Below are 16,036 nucleotides of genomic sequence, written 5' to 3'. Positions count from 1 at the left end.
TCGCATGGAATCTTTTTTCACCCGATATAAGAACGCCCTCGTCCTCCTGCTGGTGCTGGTGGTGCAGCTGCTCGCCCTGGCGGTGCAGGTCAAGCGTCCCCAGAGCCTGGGCGGCACTACGGACTCCGGCGACCCGCGCGCGGTGAGCATGCTGCGCTATGCCGTGGTTACGGTCATCACGCCTCCGGAAAAGCTGCTGCGCAATTTTGGCGGATGGATCGAAGGCATCTGGCTGGGCTACATCGACCTGATCCACGTCCGCCGCGATAACGCCGATCTGCACGGTGAGATCGAGCGCCTGCGCCTGGAGCAGGCCAGCGTGGCCGAGGATGCAAAGCAGGCACAGCGCCTGCAGGCCCTGCTCGGCTTCAAGGAAAAGTACATCTATAAGACTGTCCCCGCGCAGGTGGTGGGCAGCTCGGGTACCGAGCAGTCGGGCATCGTTTATATCGACAAGGGCTCGGACGACGGCATCGAGCCGGACATGCCGGTGGTGACGCAGGATGGCATCGTCGGCCGGATCAAGGAAGTCTTCCCCTCGACCAGCCAGCTCATGCTCATCTCGGATTCAACCAGCGGCGTTGGCGTGATCCTCGAAACCACGCGCATTCGCGGCGTGCTCAAGGGCGCGCCGTTTGGCGGTGTTCAGGTGGTGAATGTCTCGCCCGATGAGCGCATCAAGGCCGGCGAAACGATTCTCACCAGCGGAGGCGACCAGATTTTCCCGCGTGGCCTGCCGGTGGGCACGGTCGTAAAGATGCAGCCCGACCCGGATCGCGATCCGTTACAGGATGTGATCGTGAAGCCGGCAGCACATCTCTCCGAGCTGGAAGAGGTGTTGATCATCACGAATATGGGGGATGCTGCTTCGGCGCAGGAGGCCAAGGATCTGGCCGAGAGCGAGGCCGAGGGTGTGGCGGCTCAGAAGCGGGCCTCGGACATTCTTTCCGAGCGTTTGCCGAACCGCATCGATCAGGGTGCGCCCTCCGACACCAATCCGGACAGCAATGTGGATGAGACAGGCAATGTCGTTCAGCCGCTGCATCCTCCGCAGGCTGCGCATCCCGATGGATTCAGCCCGAATATGACGCCGCCGGCTGCAGAGCTGACGCCTGGCGCACGCTCCGTGCCGGTGAAGGAAGGGACCGAAGAGCTGCCTCCGGCAAAGATTCAGCCGAAACCTGCGCCTGCCGCTGCGGACGGGGGAAATGGGACGCCTGTGGGCGCAGTTTCCGGTGCGGTGGCACATGCGGCCGGTACGACGGCTGTCGCCCATACGGCAGCTTCGGGCGCTGCTTCCGGCACAGGTACGGCTCACCCGGCGGCACGGCCTCAGACCGGGATACAGACCGGGGTATCGGGCAGTGGTGCGACCGGAACAGCTTCTTCTACGCCGCGGCCTGCCGGAACGTCCGGAGCCAATAATGTGGCGGGCTCACCGGCAGCTGCCGTGCATCATCCTCCTCCGGCTGCTTTGCCGGCCGGCAGCCCGGCTGCGGCTACACATCCGACGACGCTCAAATCCGATTCCACCACGCATGTCATTGTGGATGGTCCGGAGGCGCGTCCCTCTCATCCGAATACGGGTACTCCGCGTCCGGCCGGCAACCAGGCGGCTCCGAATGCCGAAAAGCCTGCGCAGAAGCCCGTCCATCGCGGTCCTGTCCTGGTGCCGGATGATGGCAGCCGTCCTCCGCAGGAACAGAAACCGGCCACACCGCAGAGAAGGGGAGTCTAGCCGATGGCTCTGATGGCCTCAACACGACGGGAAGCCGACGAACGGACACTGCCGGTCTATCTTTATGTGCTGCTGCCGCTGCTGGCGATCGGTATTCAGTCGCTGGCTACGCTGCACTTTGCCCGTTTCGGCATGCTCGACCTGCCGCTGCTGGTGGTGATCTATTTCGCCACCGCGCGGCGCAATGCCATCGGGGCTACGGTGGGAGGCATGGTCATCGGCATCCTGCAGGATGCGCTGACTCAGCAGCCCATCGGTGTCTTTGGCATCTGCAAGGCGTTTATTGGTTACCTGGCGGCCTCGCTTGGCTCGCGCATCGATACCGAGGCGCACGGCAGCCGGTTGATGCTGACCTTCTGCTTCGTGCTGCTGCATAACGGCATCGACTGGGTGCTGATGCGCCACATGCTGGCCCGGCCTGTGGGCTGGAACTGGGTTGTCGAGCTGTTGAGCGCGGCCATCAATGCGCTGATCGCCGTGGTTCTCTTCGCGCTTCTGGATCGTACGAGGGCACGCGAGTGAAGCAGTTCATCGAAAAATTCCGCCGTCCGCCTGCGGGGCAGGATGCCAGGGATCTTCTGGCCCGGGAAGCCGATCTGCCGGCTATCAAGCTTACGGTCTTTCAATATGTGATCGTTGCGGTGATGGCGGTGCTGATCTTCGGCCTCTGGCGGCTGCAGGTCGTCAATGCGGAAAGCTGGCATGCGCTGGCCGAGGCGAACCGTGTCCGCAAGGTGCCGATTCTCGCCCCGCGCGGCCAGTTACTGGATCGCGACGGACGCCTGCTGGTCGACAATTACCCCTCGGTTTCGGCCTTTCTGGTGCGGGAACAGGGGCATAATCTCGAACCCGATCTTCCGTTGATCGCACGCGGCCTGCACATGACCGTGGATGATATCCACGCCATCCTGAAGAAGTACCGGACGGCACCGAAGTATCAGCCGTTGCCGCTCAAGCAGGACATCACGCCCGATGAGCAGGAGTTCATCGAGGCGCACCGCGACGAAATGCCCGAGCTTGAAACGGTCGATGAGCAGCGGCGCCTTTATCCCAAGGATGGTTTTGCGGCCAATCTTATCGGCTACGTCGGCGAAGTCAGCGAAGAGATGTTGAACGATCCTCGCTATGCTTACTACGAGCCGGGCGACGTGGTCGGCAAGTCGGGCGTGGAGGAGTCTTACGACGCGATTCTGCGCGGGCAGGACGGCTCGCGCGATGTGCTGGTGGACAGCCATGGCCGCGAAGTCGGCAAGCTGGGCACCGAGCGCTCGGTGCCGGGCAAGAATCTGAAGCTGACCATCGATATGGATATCCAGCGGGCCGCCGAGAATGCGCTTGGCGACCGCGAGGGCGCGATTGTGGCGCTCGATCCGCATACCGGCGAGGTGCTGGCCATGGTCAGCCGGCCGACCTTCGATCCCAACCAGTTCGCCGTCAGGATCGGCCGCGACGAGTGGAACAAGCTCATTACCGATCCGGACCATCCGCTGCTCAACAAGGCGATCCAGGCGCAGTCCCCTCCGGGCTCGACCTTCAAGATCCTCATGTCGGTGGCGGGCCTCGAGCAGCATGTCGCGCAGGATCTGAAGGTGAACTGCCAGGGCGGCGCGAGCTTTTACGGGCATTTCTACGGTTGCGACCACCACCACGGCAACGTGGACATCCACAACGCGATTCCTCTTTCCTGCGATACGTATTACTACACGCTGGCGGTGAGGCTGGGCATCGATACCATCGCGAAGTACGCGCATGAGTTCGGCTTCGGCCAGAAGACGGGCATCGATCTGCCGGATGAGATCACCGGCGTAATGCCTTCGACCGAATGGAAGCTCAAGACCTTCCATGAGAAGTGGTTCGCGGGCGAGACGGTCTCGGTCGGCATCGGCCAGGGAGCGGTGGCGGCCACGCCGATCCAGCTGGCGCGCGCGCTGGGAGGCATCGCTTCAGGCGGCGTTCTCAAGCGGCCGCACGTGGTCTTCCCGAGCGAGCTGCCGCCGGAGTACCGTCAGGCCATCCTCGACTCGTTTCCCGGCTCGGGTGACGTGACAATTCCCATCGATCCGGAGAGCTGGGAGACGATCACCGACGGCATGGCCGCGACGACGGATGCGAGCAGGGGCGGCACGGCCTACGCCTCGCACCTGGAAGGGATCGATTTTGCAGGTAAGACGGGGACGGCGCAGGTTGTGAACCACAGTGCAGGCACGACCAGCGTGTCGTCGATCAAGAGCCAGCGCGCCAATGCCTGGTTCGTGGGCATGGCTCCGCGGCGCAATCCGGACATTGTGGTAGCGGTCTTCTGGCAGCATGGCGGCTGGGGATCGGGTTCGGCGCACCTGGCGGCCAAGGTGATTGAGGCCTTTGTCGATAAGCAGCGCCGCCTGGATCACAATCTCGTCGCCCAGCAGGTGCAGCCGGTCGAGGTAGGCGCGGTCTGGTCGCAACCGGATGATCCTGCAGGTTTTGGAGGCAAGCCGGTCGATCCGCATGCGAAGCATGGAGACCCGATGGAATCGGCTTATGCCGGGCATTTCTTCCTGCATGTGCCGGAGGAGCCGAAGGCGGCCAAGGGTGCGGCGGCAGCGAGCGCGTTGGCGGAGGCGGTGCGGTAGTTAAGAAGCGGCTTCCTGCTTCGACGACAGCCTGGTTTCAATCCGGGAAACGCGTCAGTCGAGGTCCAGGGCATCGCGCAGGCCGGTAATTTTGTCGAGCACAAGCTCCTGGCTCAGCTGGATGGCGTGTTTGAGGCTTTCCGAATGCCTGTCCATACGCTGCGTGAGCGTGTATTCCAGCGTATCGATGCGCAGATCCACGGCCAGCACCTTCTGCTCTATTGCAGAGATGCGTTGTTCCAGGCTGGCGCGTGTATCTTCGATCCTCTGCCCAAGCACGGTGCGCGTTTCGTCGATCCACTGTCCCAGCACATCCCGGTTGTCATCCAGCCGTTTTTCCAGGCTCGATACCCGCTCTGCCACGGCACGCAGTTCCGGCGCCAGGAGATCCTGAAATACCTGCCGCACCTCTTCGACGACACTCATAGCTGGATTATGGCACCGATGCTCTCTGCCGTTACAAGTGTTGGAAGGAATCGCACGGTACTTTCGTCTTCAGATACCCTCCGGCGAGTCCGGTAGCCTCTGTCATTTAGGATGAAACCATCGGATGCGGCGCTTCCTTTCCTTTCGCGACTTTGACTGGACCCTGCTGGGGTTCGTCCTTTTGCTTTCCATTATCAGCATCTTCGAGATTTACTCGGCGACCCTGCACACCAAGTTTGTCGGCTTCTATAAATCTCAGATTTTGTGGATTTTAGGTGGCCTTGTCGCGATGTTCATTGTCTCGGCCATCGACTATCACCGGCTGCTCGACATCATCCACTGGGTTTACGGCTTTTTTCTGTTGTCCCTGGTTGCGGTTATCACCGTCGGGACCAAGGTGCTGGGTGCGCGGCGATGGATCAAGCTCCCGGGAGGCATCCATTTTCAGCCCTCCGAATGGGTGAAATTCGTGTTGATCATTGCCGTCACACGCTATTTTGTGGGGCTGTCCGGCAAGGAACTGACCTGGGGCGACATCTTCAAAGGCATGGCGCTGGTCGGCGTACCGATGCTGCTGGTGCTCAAGCAGCCCGATCTTGGCACGGCGCTGACGTACTCGCCGATCCTGCTGGCCGGCCTGTTTCTCGGTGGGATCGACTGGAAGAAAGCGGCGATCCTCATCCTGGCCGGGCTGCTGCTGGTGGGGGTAGCGTTTTCGAGCTCGAAGATCCTCAAGCCGTATCAGAAGGCGCGCCTGACGAGCTTTCTGAACCCGGATGCCGACCCCAAGGGCGGCGGCTACCAGATCCGCCAGTCTCTGATCGCGGTGGGTGACGGCGGTGTCTTCGGGCGCGGCGCGCTTAAAGGGACGCAGACACAGGGCGACTTTCTGCCTATCCCCTATACGGACTTCATCTTCGCGGCCTTTGCCGAGGAGCACGGGTTTGTGGGTTGCGTGCTTGTGTTGCTGCTATACTTTCTGGTATTGATGCGTTTGATTCAGAACGCACAGACAGCCTCGGACCTCCCAGGCACGTTCCTGATTATGGGCGTGGTGGCCGTGCTGATCTTCCAGATCGCGGTCAATGTCGGAATGGTTCTCGGGCTGATGCCGGTCACCGGGATTCCTCTCCCGTTAATGAGTTACGGAGGATCGTCGGTGCTGTTCACGTTTCTCGCTCTGGGCATGGTGATGAATGTCCGCATGAGCCGCTTCGTGAACTGAGTCCCCGGCCCGCAGGGCGGCAAGGGTCCGCTTCTGCCGAATGTGAAGCTTGGTGCAAGGCTCCGTTCGCGGCTTTTGGATAAGCCGGGACGGAGGGCAGGAAACAGGTTTTTTAAGGTTTTTAACTTCAGCCGGCCGGACAGATGACCGGGCCGGGCAGGATCAGGAATGAGCGCACGGAGACGGGTAACGGCCCCGCCAAAAGAATTGGCTGAAGCGGTCACAAACTCTCTGCGCCAGGAAGTCTTCCGTAAGACAGTTGGTTTCTCAAGTGAAGCCCCGCCGGGCCTCCGGCAAGGGTGGCAATTCCTCACGCAAAGAATCTTCTTCGAAACGGCAATACCTCCGTCGTCCCCGATTCTCTCCGGGCCTCCGCTCTGATCTGTCTCGCCGTTGCCTTGCGGGAGATTCCGCAGGCTCAAGAGAGGCAGCATGTCAAAGGAAATTTGCATTTCGAGCACGCCGCATGAGACGCGGCTGGCGATTCTCGAAAACGACGAACTCACCGAAATTTATTACGAGCGCGAGAACGAATACACCCTCGCAGGATCCATTTACAAAGGCAAGGTAACGCGCGTGCTTCCAGGCATGCAGTCGGCATTTGTCGACATCGGCCTGGAACGCGATGCCTTCCTCTATGTCACCGACTTCCTCGAGGAGCAGGATGGTGGCGCGGAGTTCGACCGCGTCGGCGGCAGCCAGCAGGGACGCCGCGAATCCCGGAATGAGTCCCGGAGCGAATCCAGGAGCGAGTCCCGCGAAGAAGGCCAGGAGTCCCGCGGTGAGCAGCGAGAGGGTCGTGGCGGCGGACGCCGCGAACGGAATGAAGGCCGCAACCGCCAGCCTCAGCAGGAAATTGTTCTGGAACCACAGGCCTCTCAGCCTGTCTCCGCGCCGGAAAGCGAAGACGGTGAGGAATCGCCGTCCGGCACGCGCCGCTGGCGTGGCCGTCGCGGCCGCCGCCGTGGCGGGTTCCGCAGCCGCGAAGAGCAGGGCGAGCAGACGGCTGCGCCAGGTGAAATTACGGCCATCGAGATCGAGTCGCCCGAGGCTGTAGCGGAGTCGATCGAGTCCGAGACCGTGATCCTGCCCGAGCATGGCGCTCCTGGCGGCACTCCGGCCAGCAACCGCATTCTGCTGCCCGGCGAATCGCTCGGGAAGTACGGCATGACGCCTCCGGCTCCCAAGGCAGAAGACAAAGCCGAGACCAAGGCCGCACCGGCATTCAAGGTCAATTATGTTGCGCCCAAGCCCTCGACGCTGATCGAGACCGAGATCACCTGGGACGGCGGCCTGCTGCTGCCCGGTGAGTCGCGCTCGGTACGCCGCGCTGCGCCGCAGGCAGAAGTTCCGGTTACGGCCGAGACCCCGGTTACCGCAGAAGAGCATGTCACGGCAGAAGAGCATCAGGAGATTGCGCAGGAAGCCGACCAGATTGCCCACGAGGCTCTGCACGCCATTCCGGTCACAGATTTCGAAGTAGCCGGGCAGGATGCGGACTATGTGGCCGTGGCTCCGGCAGAAGCGGTCGCCGAGCCGGCGGTGGAAGAGGCCGCGGAAGAAGAGAAGGCGGCTGCGCCGGTTGTGGCGGAAGCCCCTGCCGCAGAAGAAGTTGTGATCGAGCATGAGCTCGAAGAAGAGACCCACGAATTCGAGCCGGAGAGCGGTTCGGCGTCGTATCGTGTCGATCCGGCTGCTCCGAGCGAGTTCCGCATTTCGAGCCCCGACGAGGCCGCAGCCGAGGAAGAGCACGTGGCGGCCGAGCCCGAGCTGCACGCAGAGATCGAAGCGGCACACGAGGAGCTCGAGACCGAAGAAGTGGAGTACGTCGAGCATGAGACGGGGGCTGTTGCCGTCGCTCCGGTTGAGACGGCCGAGCCGGCGATCGAGATCGAGTACCAGGATGCGGAGTATGAGGCGGAAGCTGCCGAGGTGCACACGCATGAGCACCATGTTCATGAGCATGACGAGCATCCGCACGAGGCGGCTGCCGATGCTGCCCACGAGGCCGCCGAGGCTGCTGCGCAGACACCCTTCGGATTCACGCCGGGCGCTGGCGTGCTCGAAGAAGAGGTGATCGACGACGAGGAGTTCGACTTCGAGCCGATTCATGCGCACCACGATGAGCACGATGCCGAGGAGCTCGAAGAAGAGACCCTCGAGCAGTCGGGTTCCGAAATCGGCGACATGGTTCGCGACACCCACCTCGCCCAGCGGCTCTCAGACGAGCCGGGCGCGGAAGAAGAGGAAGGCGAAGAGGCGGAGTACGGGGAAATCGCCATCGACGAAGAAGAGGGCGAGGACGACGAAGAAGAAGGCGAAGAGCCGCAGGCCGATGCCGCTGCCCCTGAGCAGGGTGGCGAGCGCAGCCGGGATGGCGAGCGCCGTGGCCGCCGCGATGGCCGCCGTGGACGTGGCCGCCAGTCGGGCGGCAATGCCGGCCGCGGTGGGCGTCATGGACGCGGACGCCAGTCCATGCAGACCACCGATCTGCCGATCATCACCGACCTGCTGAAGCAGGGACAGGAGATTCTGGTCCAGATCGCCAAGGAGCCGATCGCCAAGAAGGGCGCGCGCATCACCAGCCACATCGCGCTCCCCGGGCGCTTCCTGGTCTTCATGCCGACGGTCAACCACGTCGGTGTTTCGCGCAAGATCTCCTCCGATGAAGAGCGCCAGCGCCTGAAGCGGATTCTGATCAGCGAGAAGGGCGAAGCGACGGGCGGATTCATCGTGCGCACTGCCGCCGATGGCGCCAGCGAAGAAGAGCTCCGCGCCGATCTGCGCTTCCTGATCAGCCTGTGGACCGAGATCAAGTCACGCGAAGAGGCCAGCAAGGCTCCCGCGCTGATCTACCACGACCTCAACCTTGTCGAGCGCGTGCTGCGCGACCAGGTGAGCGACAACTTCTCGACCATCTGGGTCGACAACGAAGTCGAATACGAGCGCATTGTCCGCTTCCTGAACCGCTTCCAGCCTTCTCTGGTGCGCCGCGTGAAGCTCTACTCCAAGGAAACGCCGCTGTTCGAGCAGTTCGGCATCCAGGACGAGATCACCAAGGCCCTCAAGTCGAAGGTATGGCTCAAGTCCGGCGGCTCGATCGTCATCAACCAGACCGAAGCGCTGGTGGCCATCGACATCAACACCGGCAAGTACGTGGGCAAGACGGCGCGCCTCGAGGACACCATCCTCAAGACGAACCTCGATGCGATTCCGGAGATCGTTCGCCAGATTCGCCTGCGTGACCTGGGCGGCATCATTGTGATCGACTTCATCGACATGGACGAGCGCAAGAACCGCCACAAGGTGATGGCCGCGCTCGAAGAGGCCCTCAAGGCCGACCGTGCCCCGTCCAAGGTGCTGCAGTTTAACGACTTCGGCCTGGTGGCGATCACCCGTAAGCGCGTCAAGCAGTCGCTCGAGCGCACCCTCAGCGTGCCCTGCAACATCTGCACCGGCACCGGCATGGTGAAGAGCCCGACGACGGTGGCCAACGAGATCTACATCGAGCTGCGCAAGATGCACAAGCACTTCGAGCGCGGCGATGTGATGCTGCGCGTGCATCCCGAGGTGGTGAAGACGCTCAAGGCCGGTAATGCCAAGTGGATCAATGAGATGGAAGAGCTCATTGGACGGACGATCATCATCAAGTCCGACCCGGCGCTCCACCCCGAGCAGTTCGACATCCACTAAGATTTGCCATCTAGGCGACTGCGCCTTCGGCGCGCTTCGCTTGGATGAACGAGCAGATTGGTCGCGAGTTGTCATTCTCGCAAGAAAATAAACCCCGTCCGGCTTTGTGCCGGGCGGGGGTTTCTCTTTGTCTTGTATCCTTTGCGGCCATCCTTTGCGATCTTTGCGTCTCAGCGTTGAACCGGGATGTTTGCTGGAGTACGGAACCCTCTGCGCTCTCTGTGTCCTCTGTGGTGAATGGCTTTTGCTCTTCCCCGCTCAAGCCAACAACGGGCTTGAGCGGGGAAGAGCTGGGTTCTGTCCCTATCTCATAGGTGGGACACCCGGACTCATACACAGAAAGTAGCTTCCCCGCAACTTTCCTGGGCATCTACTGTTCTATGAAGTAGGCTGAACGGTCCGGCTGGAACGACGGAAAGACGGAACCGGAAAAGGCCGCGTCCTCCTGAACGAGATTGGCATCATGGGAGCGGCGGGGAGGTGAGAGATATGCGCATCCTGCGCTCTGTTGCTTTGATTATGTTGCTTGCGTTGCCCCTGGCTTTGGTGCCGGCGGCGAAGGCCCAGATTGCCGTAGGAATCGGTATCGGCCCCTATGTTGGCTACCCTGCGCCAGTGGATGTCTATGCTGCCCCGACCTGTGAGTGGGGCTACTACTCCTATTATCCGTACGCCTGCGCGCCTTACGGCTACTATGGCCCGGACTGGTTTCTTGGCGGCGTCTTCATCGGTGCCGGCCCGTGGTATCGCGGCTGGTATGGCCATGGCTGGGGCTGGGGCTATAACCGCATCGGCTACGGCTGGGGTGGCTGGGGACGCGGCGGCTACTATGGCGGCTATCGCGGCGGATACTACGGTGGATACCGTGGTGGCTATGCCGGCGGCTACAACCGTGGCGGCTTCGGTAACTACGCTCGCGGCGCCTACGGTGGCGGTGGCTATCGCGGTGGTTATGCCGGCGGAGCCCGTGGCTTCAGCGGCGGTGGTGCTGCCCGCGGCGGATTCAGCGGTGGCGCCCGTGGCTTCAGTGGGGGCGGCGGCTTCCACGGCGGCGGCGGCGGCGGACACCGGTAAACTTCCGGTCTGTATCCGGCCGTTGGCTAGAACAGAAAGGCCTGCCCGAATCGGGGCAGGCCTTTTTGCGTTTTGGAGCATGGTTTTTGCAGAAGAAACCCGGGTGGAAGGGATTTCTTGAAGATTCGTGTGAGACCTACCCATGCCAGAACCAGGCATGGGCGGGGCACCCGGAGATCTGGTTATGCTTTGCCGGCGATGCGGGCGACCATGCGGGCGATGCGTTCGCTGGCATCGGGATGCGCCAGCGTCCGTGCCCTGGCTGACATGGCGCGCAGCCGTGCCGGGTCACCAAGGAGCGCGGTGAGCACGGCATCGAGCTTCTCGGCGGTGGTATCGGCTTCGATTAGCATCTCTGCCGCTCCGGCGGAGGCCAGCACTTCGGCATTCTTGCGCTGGTGATCGTCGGCCGCCTGGGGAAAGGGAATCAGCAGCGAGGGCTTGCCGGCGGCTGCGAGTTCGGCGACGGTGCTGGCGCCGCTGCGGGCGAGCACCAGGTCGGCTGCGGCAAAACGGGTGCCCATGTCGTCGAGAAAGGCGGCTACCTGCCAGCGCGCCGGGTCGGCTCCGCTCTGCTGGTAGGCGGCGAGCGTGGTCTCGGCGTGGCGTGCTCCGGCCTGGTGCAGGATGGTGAGCCCGGGGACGGCGTCGAGCAACTGAGCTGCGATCCTGGGCATGAGAGCGTTCAGCGCGCGCGCCCCCTGGCTGCCTCCGAAGACGAGCAGGTGCGGCGGTGCGCCCTCGGGCCGCGGTGGAAGGGTGAAGAACTCTTTTCTGACTGGGATGCCGGTGATCTCGGCGTTGCGGAAGAACTTTGCCGCGGGGGCGAAGTTCACCGCAGCTGCGCTGACGCGCTTTCCGACCAGGCGATTGGCGAGGCCGGGAAAGGCATTGGGCTCGAAGGCCAGAGTCGGTATGCCGGAGAGCACGGCCGCGCCCATGGCCGGACCCGAAGCGTAGCCGCCCACACCGACGACGGCGTCCGGCCGGAAGCGGCGGAGCAGCGTGCGGCAGTGCAGGATGCTGAGCGGCAGGTCGGCGAGGGTGCGCAGGCGGGTGAGGAGTGAGACGTTCTTGAGCTGGCCGACATTGATCAGCTCGAGCGGATAACCGGCCTGGGGCACGAGCTTCGACTCGAGCCCGCGCGGCGTGCCGACGAAGAGGATCTCGGCGCCGTAGAGCGCCTTAAGCTCGTCGGCGATGGCCAGGGCGGGAATGATATGTCCGCCGGTGCCTCCACCGGCGATGAGAATGCGCACCGTGTTAATCCACTTCCCGGGTGATGTTCAGCAGCACGCCGATCGAGGCCAGCTCGATGAACAGCGAGGTCCCGCCGTAGGAGATGAGGGGCAGCGTGATGCCCTTGGTGGGTACCAGCGCCAGCACCACGCTGATGTTGAAGAAGGCCTGGATGAGCAGTGTCGCCGTGATGCCGAAGGCCAGAAAGCGCGCGAAGGGGTCCTTGCAGAGAATGGCAGCACGCATGCCGCGATAGCCGAGCAGCACGAAGAGTCCGATGACCAGCATGCAGCCGATGAGGCCGAGCTCTTCGGCGACGTTGGCGAAGATGTAGTCGGTGTGCGGCTCGGGCAGGTAGAAGAGCTTCTGCTTGCCTTCGAAGTAGCCCACGCCGCGCAGTCCGCCGGTGCCGACGGCGATGAGCGACTGGATGATGTGGAAGCCTTTGCCCAGCGGATCGGCATCGGGATTGAGGAAGGCCATGATGCGCTCGCGTCTCCACGCCACGCGGAAGAGCATGAAGTAGAGCACCGGCGCGGCAGCCACCGCGGCGTAGCCGAGGTACTTGAAGTTCATGCCTGCGAGGTAGAGCATGAGCGCGGTGACCGCGGCGCAGACCATCGCCGTGCCGAGATCCGGCTCTTTGAGCAGCAGAAGAATGAAAAGCAGGCTGGGGACGACGGCGGGGATGATCGTGCCGCGGAGATCCTCAATCGAACTCATGCGGTTCTGCAGCCACCAGGCGAGGAAGAGCACCATCACCGGTTTTGCGATCTCCGACGGCTGTAAAGATACGGGGCCGAGGCGAATCCAGCGGTGCGCGCCATGCGAGTCGTGCATGACGAAGGCCACCAGCAGCAGAAGGACGGTAATGCCGATGGCGGGGAAGACGGCATTCGGCCGGTTATAGAGCCGGTAGTCGATCTTCATGAGCAGCGTCATGGCGACCAGGCCGAGCGCCGCGTAGACCGACTGCAGCATGACGTAGTGGTAGGGCGAGCCGGTGCGCTCCTTGGCCATCACCGCCGAGGCGCTGAAGACCATCAGCAGTCCGATGACGACCAGCAGCAGGGTGGCGCAGTACAGCCACTTGTCTACGCCGACGCGTTTTGCCATGCCGCGACTCCTGTGGTTGGTAAGAGAGGGTATGGGGTATAGGGTGTAGTAAAGTCCGCGGTGCTTTGTCACCGCCGGGTGGGTCGTGGCCGCTATACCCTACACCCTATCCCCTATCCCCTATACCCTATACCCTGTTTTTCCAGCACCAGGTCCTTGAAGGCCTGGCCGCGTTGCTCGTAGTTCTCGAACTGATCGAAGCTGGAGCAGGCGGGTGCGAGCAGCACGATCTCGCCCGGCTTCGCCGCTTCGGCAGCCTTCGCGATTGCGGCATCGAGCGTGCCTGCGCCGATCACCGTGGTCGCGCCTTCGATGTGGGTGTGAATCTTCTCCGCAGCCGCGCCGATGGTGTAGACCGCCTTCACGCGCTCGGTGAGCAGAGGGCGCAGCACACGGTAGTCCGAGCCCTTGTCCTTGCCGCCGAGGATCAGGTGAATGCCGCCGGGGAAGGCTTCGAGCGCCTTGATGGTCGCATCGACGTTGGTGGCCTTCGAATCGTTGTAGTAGCTGACGCCGTGGAGCTGCGCGACAAACTCGAGCCGGTGCGCGACAGCCTTGAAGTTCACTACCGCCGTGCGAATGGCCGAGGCATCGATCCCGGCGCGGCGCGCGGCACAGACGGCAGCGAGGACGTTCTCGACGTTATGGCCGCCCTTGAGCGGGATTTCGTCGACACGGAGGATCGGCTCCTGCGCGGCATTTTCAGCAGCGCGGAAGAAAATGGTGCCGTCATGCACGAAAGCGCCCTGGCGCACGATGCGCCTGCGGCTGAACCAATAGATGTTCGGGCCATGTCCGCCTGCGCCCGCGTGGACAGCCGTCTTGGCGGAGGCTTCGTCGTCGGCATTCAGCACCAGCGCATCTTCGGGTGTCTGCTTTGCGAAGATGCGTTCCTTGGCGGCGACGTAGTTCTCAAAGCTGCCGTGGCGGTCGAGATGATCGGGCGTGATGTTGAGGATGACCGAGATATTGGGGCGGAAGTTCTCGGTGGTTTCGAGCTGGAAGCTCGAAATCTCGAGCACCGACCAGCCTTCGTCGGTGGAGTCATCGACGAGCGCAATGACCGGCAGGCCGATGTTGCCGCCAACCGCGGTCCTGCGGCCTCCAGCAGCGAGAATCTCGCCGCAGAGCGAGGTGGTGGTGGTTTTGCCGTTCGAGCCGGTGATGGCGAGCGTCCTGCCCTTGAGGTAGCGGGCGGCCAGCTCGACTTCGCCGATGATGGGCAGGCCGAGGGTGCGCACCTGCACCAGCTCGGGCGTGTTCATCGGCACGCCGGGGCTCACGACGATCAGGTCCTGCCTGCGGAAGGTGAGCAGGCCGTGGCCGCCGGCCTCCACCATGATGCCTTCTTCGAGCAGCGCCGGAATGTCCCTGCTGAGAGCGGCTGCGCTGCGTACATCCGATACCGTGACCTGCGCGCCGCGGCGGCGCAGAAACAATGCGGCCGCGAGACCGGATTTGCCCAGTCCGACGACGAGTACTTTCTTGCCTTTGAGTTCCATTGCAGTCAATTCAGGCCTCATTGTTGCATGTTGGAGAGGTGTAGGGCGATGGCTGTGCGGGTACACATGTTCTCAGTTCTCAGTTGCCAGTTCTCAGTTGCCGGGATTTTGTTTCCTGTGCTGCGGCAAAGCCCGTGTTGATTTTGTGGCCTTGATCGGCACGACTGAATTCGTGCCCTGACACAGAGCTGTAAGCCTCCAGTCTTCGGTTGTCAGCGACTGGGGACTGACAATTGAAGACTGACAACTCACAACTGGCCACTGCCTTCAGCGCAGCTTCAGCGTGGTGAGTGCCAGCAGGGCAAACACCAGCGCGGCGATCCAGAAGCGCACGATCACCTTCGATTCCGACCATCCGAGCAGCTCGAAGTGATGATGCAGAGGCGCCATCTTGAAAATACGTTTCTTGCGGAGCTTGTAGCTGCCCACCTGCAGGATGACGGAGAGCGCTTCAAGCACGAAGACGCCGCCGATCAGCGGCAGCAGCAGCTCCTGGCGAATGGCGACGGCCACTGTGCCGATGGCCCCGCCGAGCGCCAGAGAGCCGACGTCTCCCATGAAAACTTCTGCCGGGTGGGCGTTGTACCAGAGGAAGCCGATGCTGGCGCCGACCATCGATCCGCAGAAGACGGTCAGCTCGCCGACCAGCGGCATGCGCTGCAGCTCGAGATAGTCGGAGAAGACGGCATGGCCGCTTACGTAGGTGAGCACGGTGAGTGCGCCCGAGGCGACGATGGTGCAGCCGATGGCGAGTCCGTCGAGTCCGTCAGTGAGGTTGACCGCGTTGCTCGAGCCGACCAGCACCAGCGCGACGAAGACGACAAACGGGATGAACGCTACCAGTCCCCAGTAGGGCAGGTGGGTGAGAAAGCCGGGCGCAAGATGCGGATGGAAGTTCTTCACGAACGGCACGGTGATCTGCGCCGAGTAGAGTCCCTGCTCCTGCATGGCGATGAGTGCGATGGCCACGCCGAGCGCGGCGAGGAACTGCAGGCCCATCTTGGCGCGGCTGGTGAGGCCTAGATTGCGGCGATGCACGACCTTGATGTAGTCATCGGCGAAGCCGATGGCGCCGAAGGCGAGCGTCGAGCCCATGACCAGCCAGACGAAGGGGTCGGAGAGATCGCTCCACAGCAGCGTGGGCAGCAGGATGGCGATGGCGATCAGCACTCCGCCCATGGTCGGCGTGCCGGCCTTTTTCTGGTGGTCTTTCGGCCCCTCTTCGCGGATGTACTGGCCGATCTGGAACTCGCGCAGCTTTTCGATCACGTAGGGCCCGATGAACAGCATGATGAGCAGGGCGGTCAGCGTGGCGAAAGCGGTGCGAAAGGTCTCGTACCGGAAGATGCGGAAGGGGCGGAAATACAGGTAGAGCTTCTGATACAGCAGCCAGTAAAGCAAACGTCCTCCG

The 16,036-nt window shown here is 62.7% G+C and carries 11 protein-coding genes; 6 read left to right on the top strand and 5 right to left on the bottom strand.

Annotated features, from left to right (window positions below):
- Window positions 1–4: 4 nt before the first annotated feature.
- The 3 genes from mreC to mrdA are packed head-to-tail and all read left to right on the top strand — an operon-like array spanning window position 5 to window position 4,350.
- Complete coding sequence (mreC, locus tag ESZ00_RS04280; protein WP_129206921.1) at window positions 5–1,738, top strand: rod shape-determining protein MreC; 1,734 nt, start codon at window positions 5–7, stop codon at window positions 1,736–1,738.
- Window positions 1,739–1,741: 3 nt separating this feature from the next.
- Window positions 1,742–2,260 carry a rod shape-determining protein MreD gene (gene mreD / locus ESZ00_RS04275; protein ID WP_129206920.1) on the top strand — a complete coding sequence of 173 codons (519 nt, stop codon included), beginning with the start codon at window positions 1,742–1,744 and terminating at the stop codon, window positions 2,258–2,260.
- Window positions 2,257–4,350: a penicillin-binding protein 2 gene (mrdA, locus tag ESZ00_RS04270; protein ID WP_373283890.1), complete on the top strand. Its 2,094-nt coding sequence runs from the start codon at window positions 2,257–2,259 to the stop codon at window positions 4,348–4,350. Before mreD ends, mrdA begins: the two co-directional genes overlap by 4 nt.
- A 54-nt stretch (window positions 4,351–4,404) precedes the next feature.
- On the opposite strand, the gene ESZ00_RS04265 is transcribed toward mrdA, so the two are convergent.
- A complete protein-coding gene (locus ESZ00_RS04265) occupies window positions 4,405–4,776 on the bottom strand; it encodes a hypothetical protein (RefSeq protein ID WP_129206919.1) in 372 nt (123 codons plus the stop codon).
- A 124-nt stretch (window positions 4,777–4,900) separates the two neighbouring features.
- Between ESZ00_RS04265 and rodA the strand changes: the two genes are divergently transcribed.
- From rodA to ESZ00_RS04250, 3 genes are all read left to right on the top strand, one after another.
- Window positions 4,901–6,001, top strand: coding sequence for a rod shape-determining protein RodA (gene rodA / locus ESZ00_RS04260; protein WP_129206918.1), 1,101 nt, complete (start codon window positions 4,901–4,903; stop codon window positions 5,999–6,001).
- A gap of 432 nt (window positions 6,002–6,433) precedes the next feature.
- The gene (locus tag ESZ00_RS04255; RefSeq protein WP_129206917.1) at window positions 6,434–9,694 is read left to right on the top strand and encodes an Rne/Rng family ribonuclease; all 3,261 of its coding nucleotides are present in this window, start codon (window positions 6,434–6,436) and stop codon (window positions 9,692–9,694) included.
- 489 nt (window positions 9,695–10,183) lie between these two features.
- A complete protein-coding gene (locus ESZ00_RS04250) occupies window positions 10,184–10,768 on the top strand; it encodes a hypothetical protein (RefSeq protein ID WP_129206916.1) in 585 nt (194 codons plus the stop codon).
- A 182-nt stretch (window positions 10,769–10,950) separates the two neighbouring features.
- Here the strand turns inward: ESZ00_RS04250 and murG are convergent, their stop codons facing one another.
- From murG to mraY, 4 genes are all read right to left on the bottom strand, one after another.
- Window positions 10,951–12,027, bottom strand: a complete 1,077-nt coding sequence (gene murG / locus ESZ00_RS04245) for an undecaprenyldiphospho-muramoylpentapeptide beta-N-acetylglucosaminyltransferase (protein ID WP_129206915.1) — start codon at window positions 12,025–12,027, stop codon at window positions 10,951–10,953.
- Between the two features lie 4 nt (window positions 12,028–12,031).
- Window positions 12,032–13,123, bottom strand: coding sequence for a putative lipid II flippase FtsW (gene ftsW / locus ESZ00_RS04240; RefSeq protein WP_129206914.1), 1,092 nt, complete (start codon window positions 13,121–13,123; stop codon window positions 12,032–12,034).
- A gap of 113 nt (window positions 13,124–13,236) precedes the next feature.
- Window positions 13,237–14,625, bottom strand: coding sequence for a UDP-N-acetylmuramoyl-L-alanine--D-glutamate ligase (gene murD, locus ESZ00_RS04235; RefSeq protein WP_129207928.1), 1,389 nt, complete (start codon window positions 14,623–14,625; stop codon window positions 13,237–13,239).
- Window positions 14,626–14,892: 267 nt separating this feature from the next.
- Window positions 14,893–16,026 carry a phospho-N-acetylmuramoyl-pentapeptide-transferase gene (gene mraY, locus ESZ00_RS04230; protein WP_129206913.1) on the bottom strand — a complete coding sequence of 378 codons (1,134 nt, stop codon included), beginning with the start codon at window positions 16,024–16,026 and terminating at the stop codon, window positions 14,893–14,895.
- Between the last annotated feature and the right edge of the window lie 10 nt (window positions 16,027–16,036).

Source organism: Silvibacterium dinghuense, from assembly GCF_004123295.1.
Classification (GTDB): Bacteria; Acidobacteriota; Terriglobia; order Terriglobales; family Acidobacteriaceae; genus Silvibacterium; species Silvibacterium dinghuense.
Note: the sequence above shows the minus strand (reverse complement) of the source record. Positions and strands in the feature narration are given on the sequence as shown.

What these genes read in the sequence shown, in the direction of transcription:
- mreD (WP_129206920.1), top strand. Translation starts at nt 1,742, where the DNA reads ATGGCTCTGATGGCCTCAACACGACGGGAAGCCGACGAACGGACACTG.
- rodA (WP_129206918.1), top strand. Translation starts at nt 4,901, where the DNA reads ATGCGGCGCTTCCTTTCCTTTCGCGACTTTGACTGGACCCTGCTGGGG.
- ESZ00_RS04255 (WP_129206917.1), top strand. Translation starts at nt 6,434, where the DNA reads ATGTCAAAGGAAATTTGCATTTCGAGCACGCCGCATGAGACGCGGCTG.
- ESZ00_RS04250 (WP_129206916.1), top strand. Translation starts at nt 10,184, where the DNA reads ATGCGCATCCTGCGCTCTGTTGCTTTGATTATGTTGCTTGCGTTGCCC.
- murD (WP_129207928.1), bottom strand. Translation starts at nt 14,625, where the DNA reads ATGGAACTCAAAGGCAAGAAAGTACTCGTCGTCGGACTGGGCAAATCC.
- ftsW (WP_129206914.1), bottom strand. Translation starts at nt 13,123, where the DNA reads ATGGCAAAACGCGTCGGCGTAGACAAGTGGCTGTACTGCGCCACCCTG.
- ESZ00_RS04265 (WP_129206919.1), bottom strand. Translation starts at nt 4,776, where the DNA reads ATGAGTGTCGTCGAAGAGGTGCGGCAGGTATTTCAGGATCTCCTGGCG.
- mreC (WP_129206921.1), top strand. Translation starts at nt 5, where the DNA reads ATGGAATCTTTTTTCACCCGATATAAGAACGCCCTCGTCCTCCTGCTG.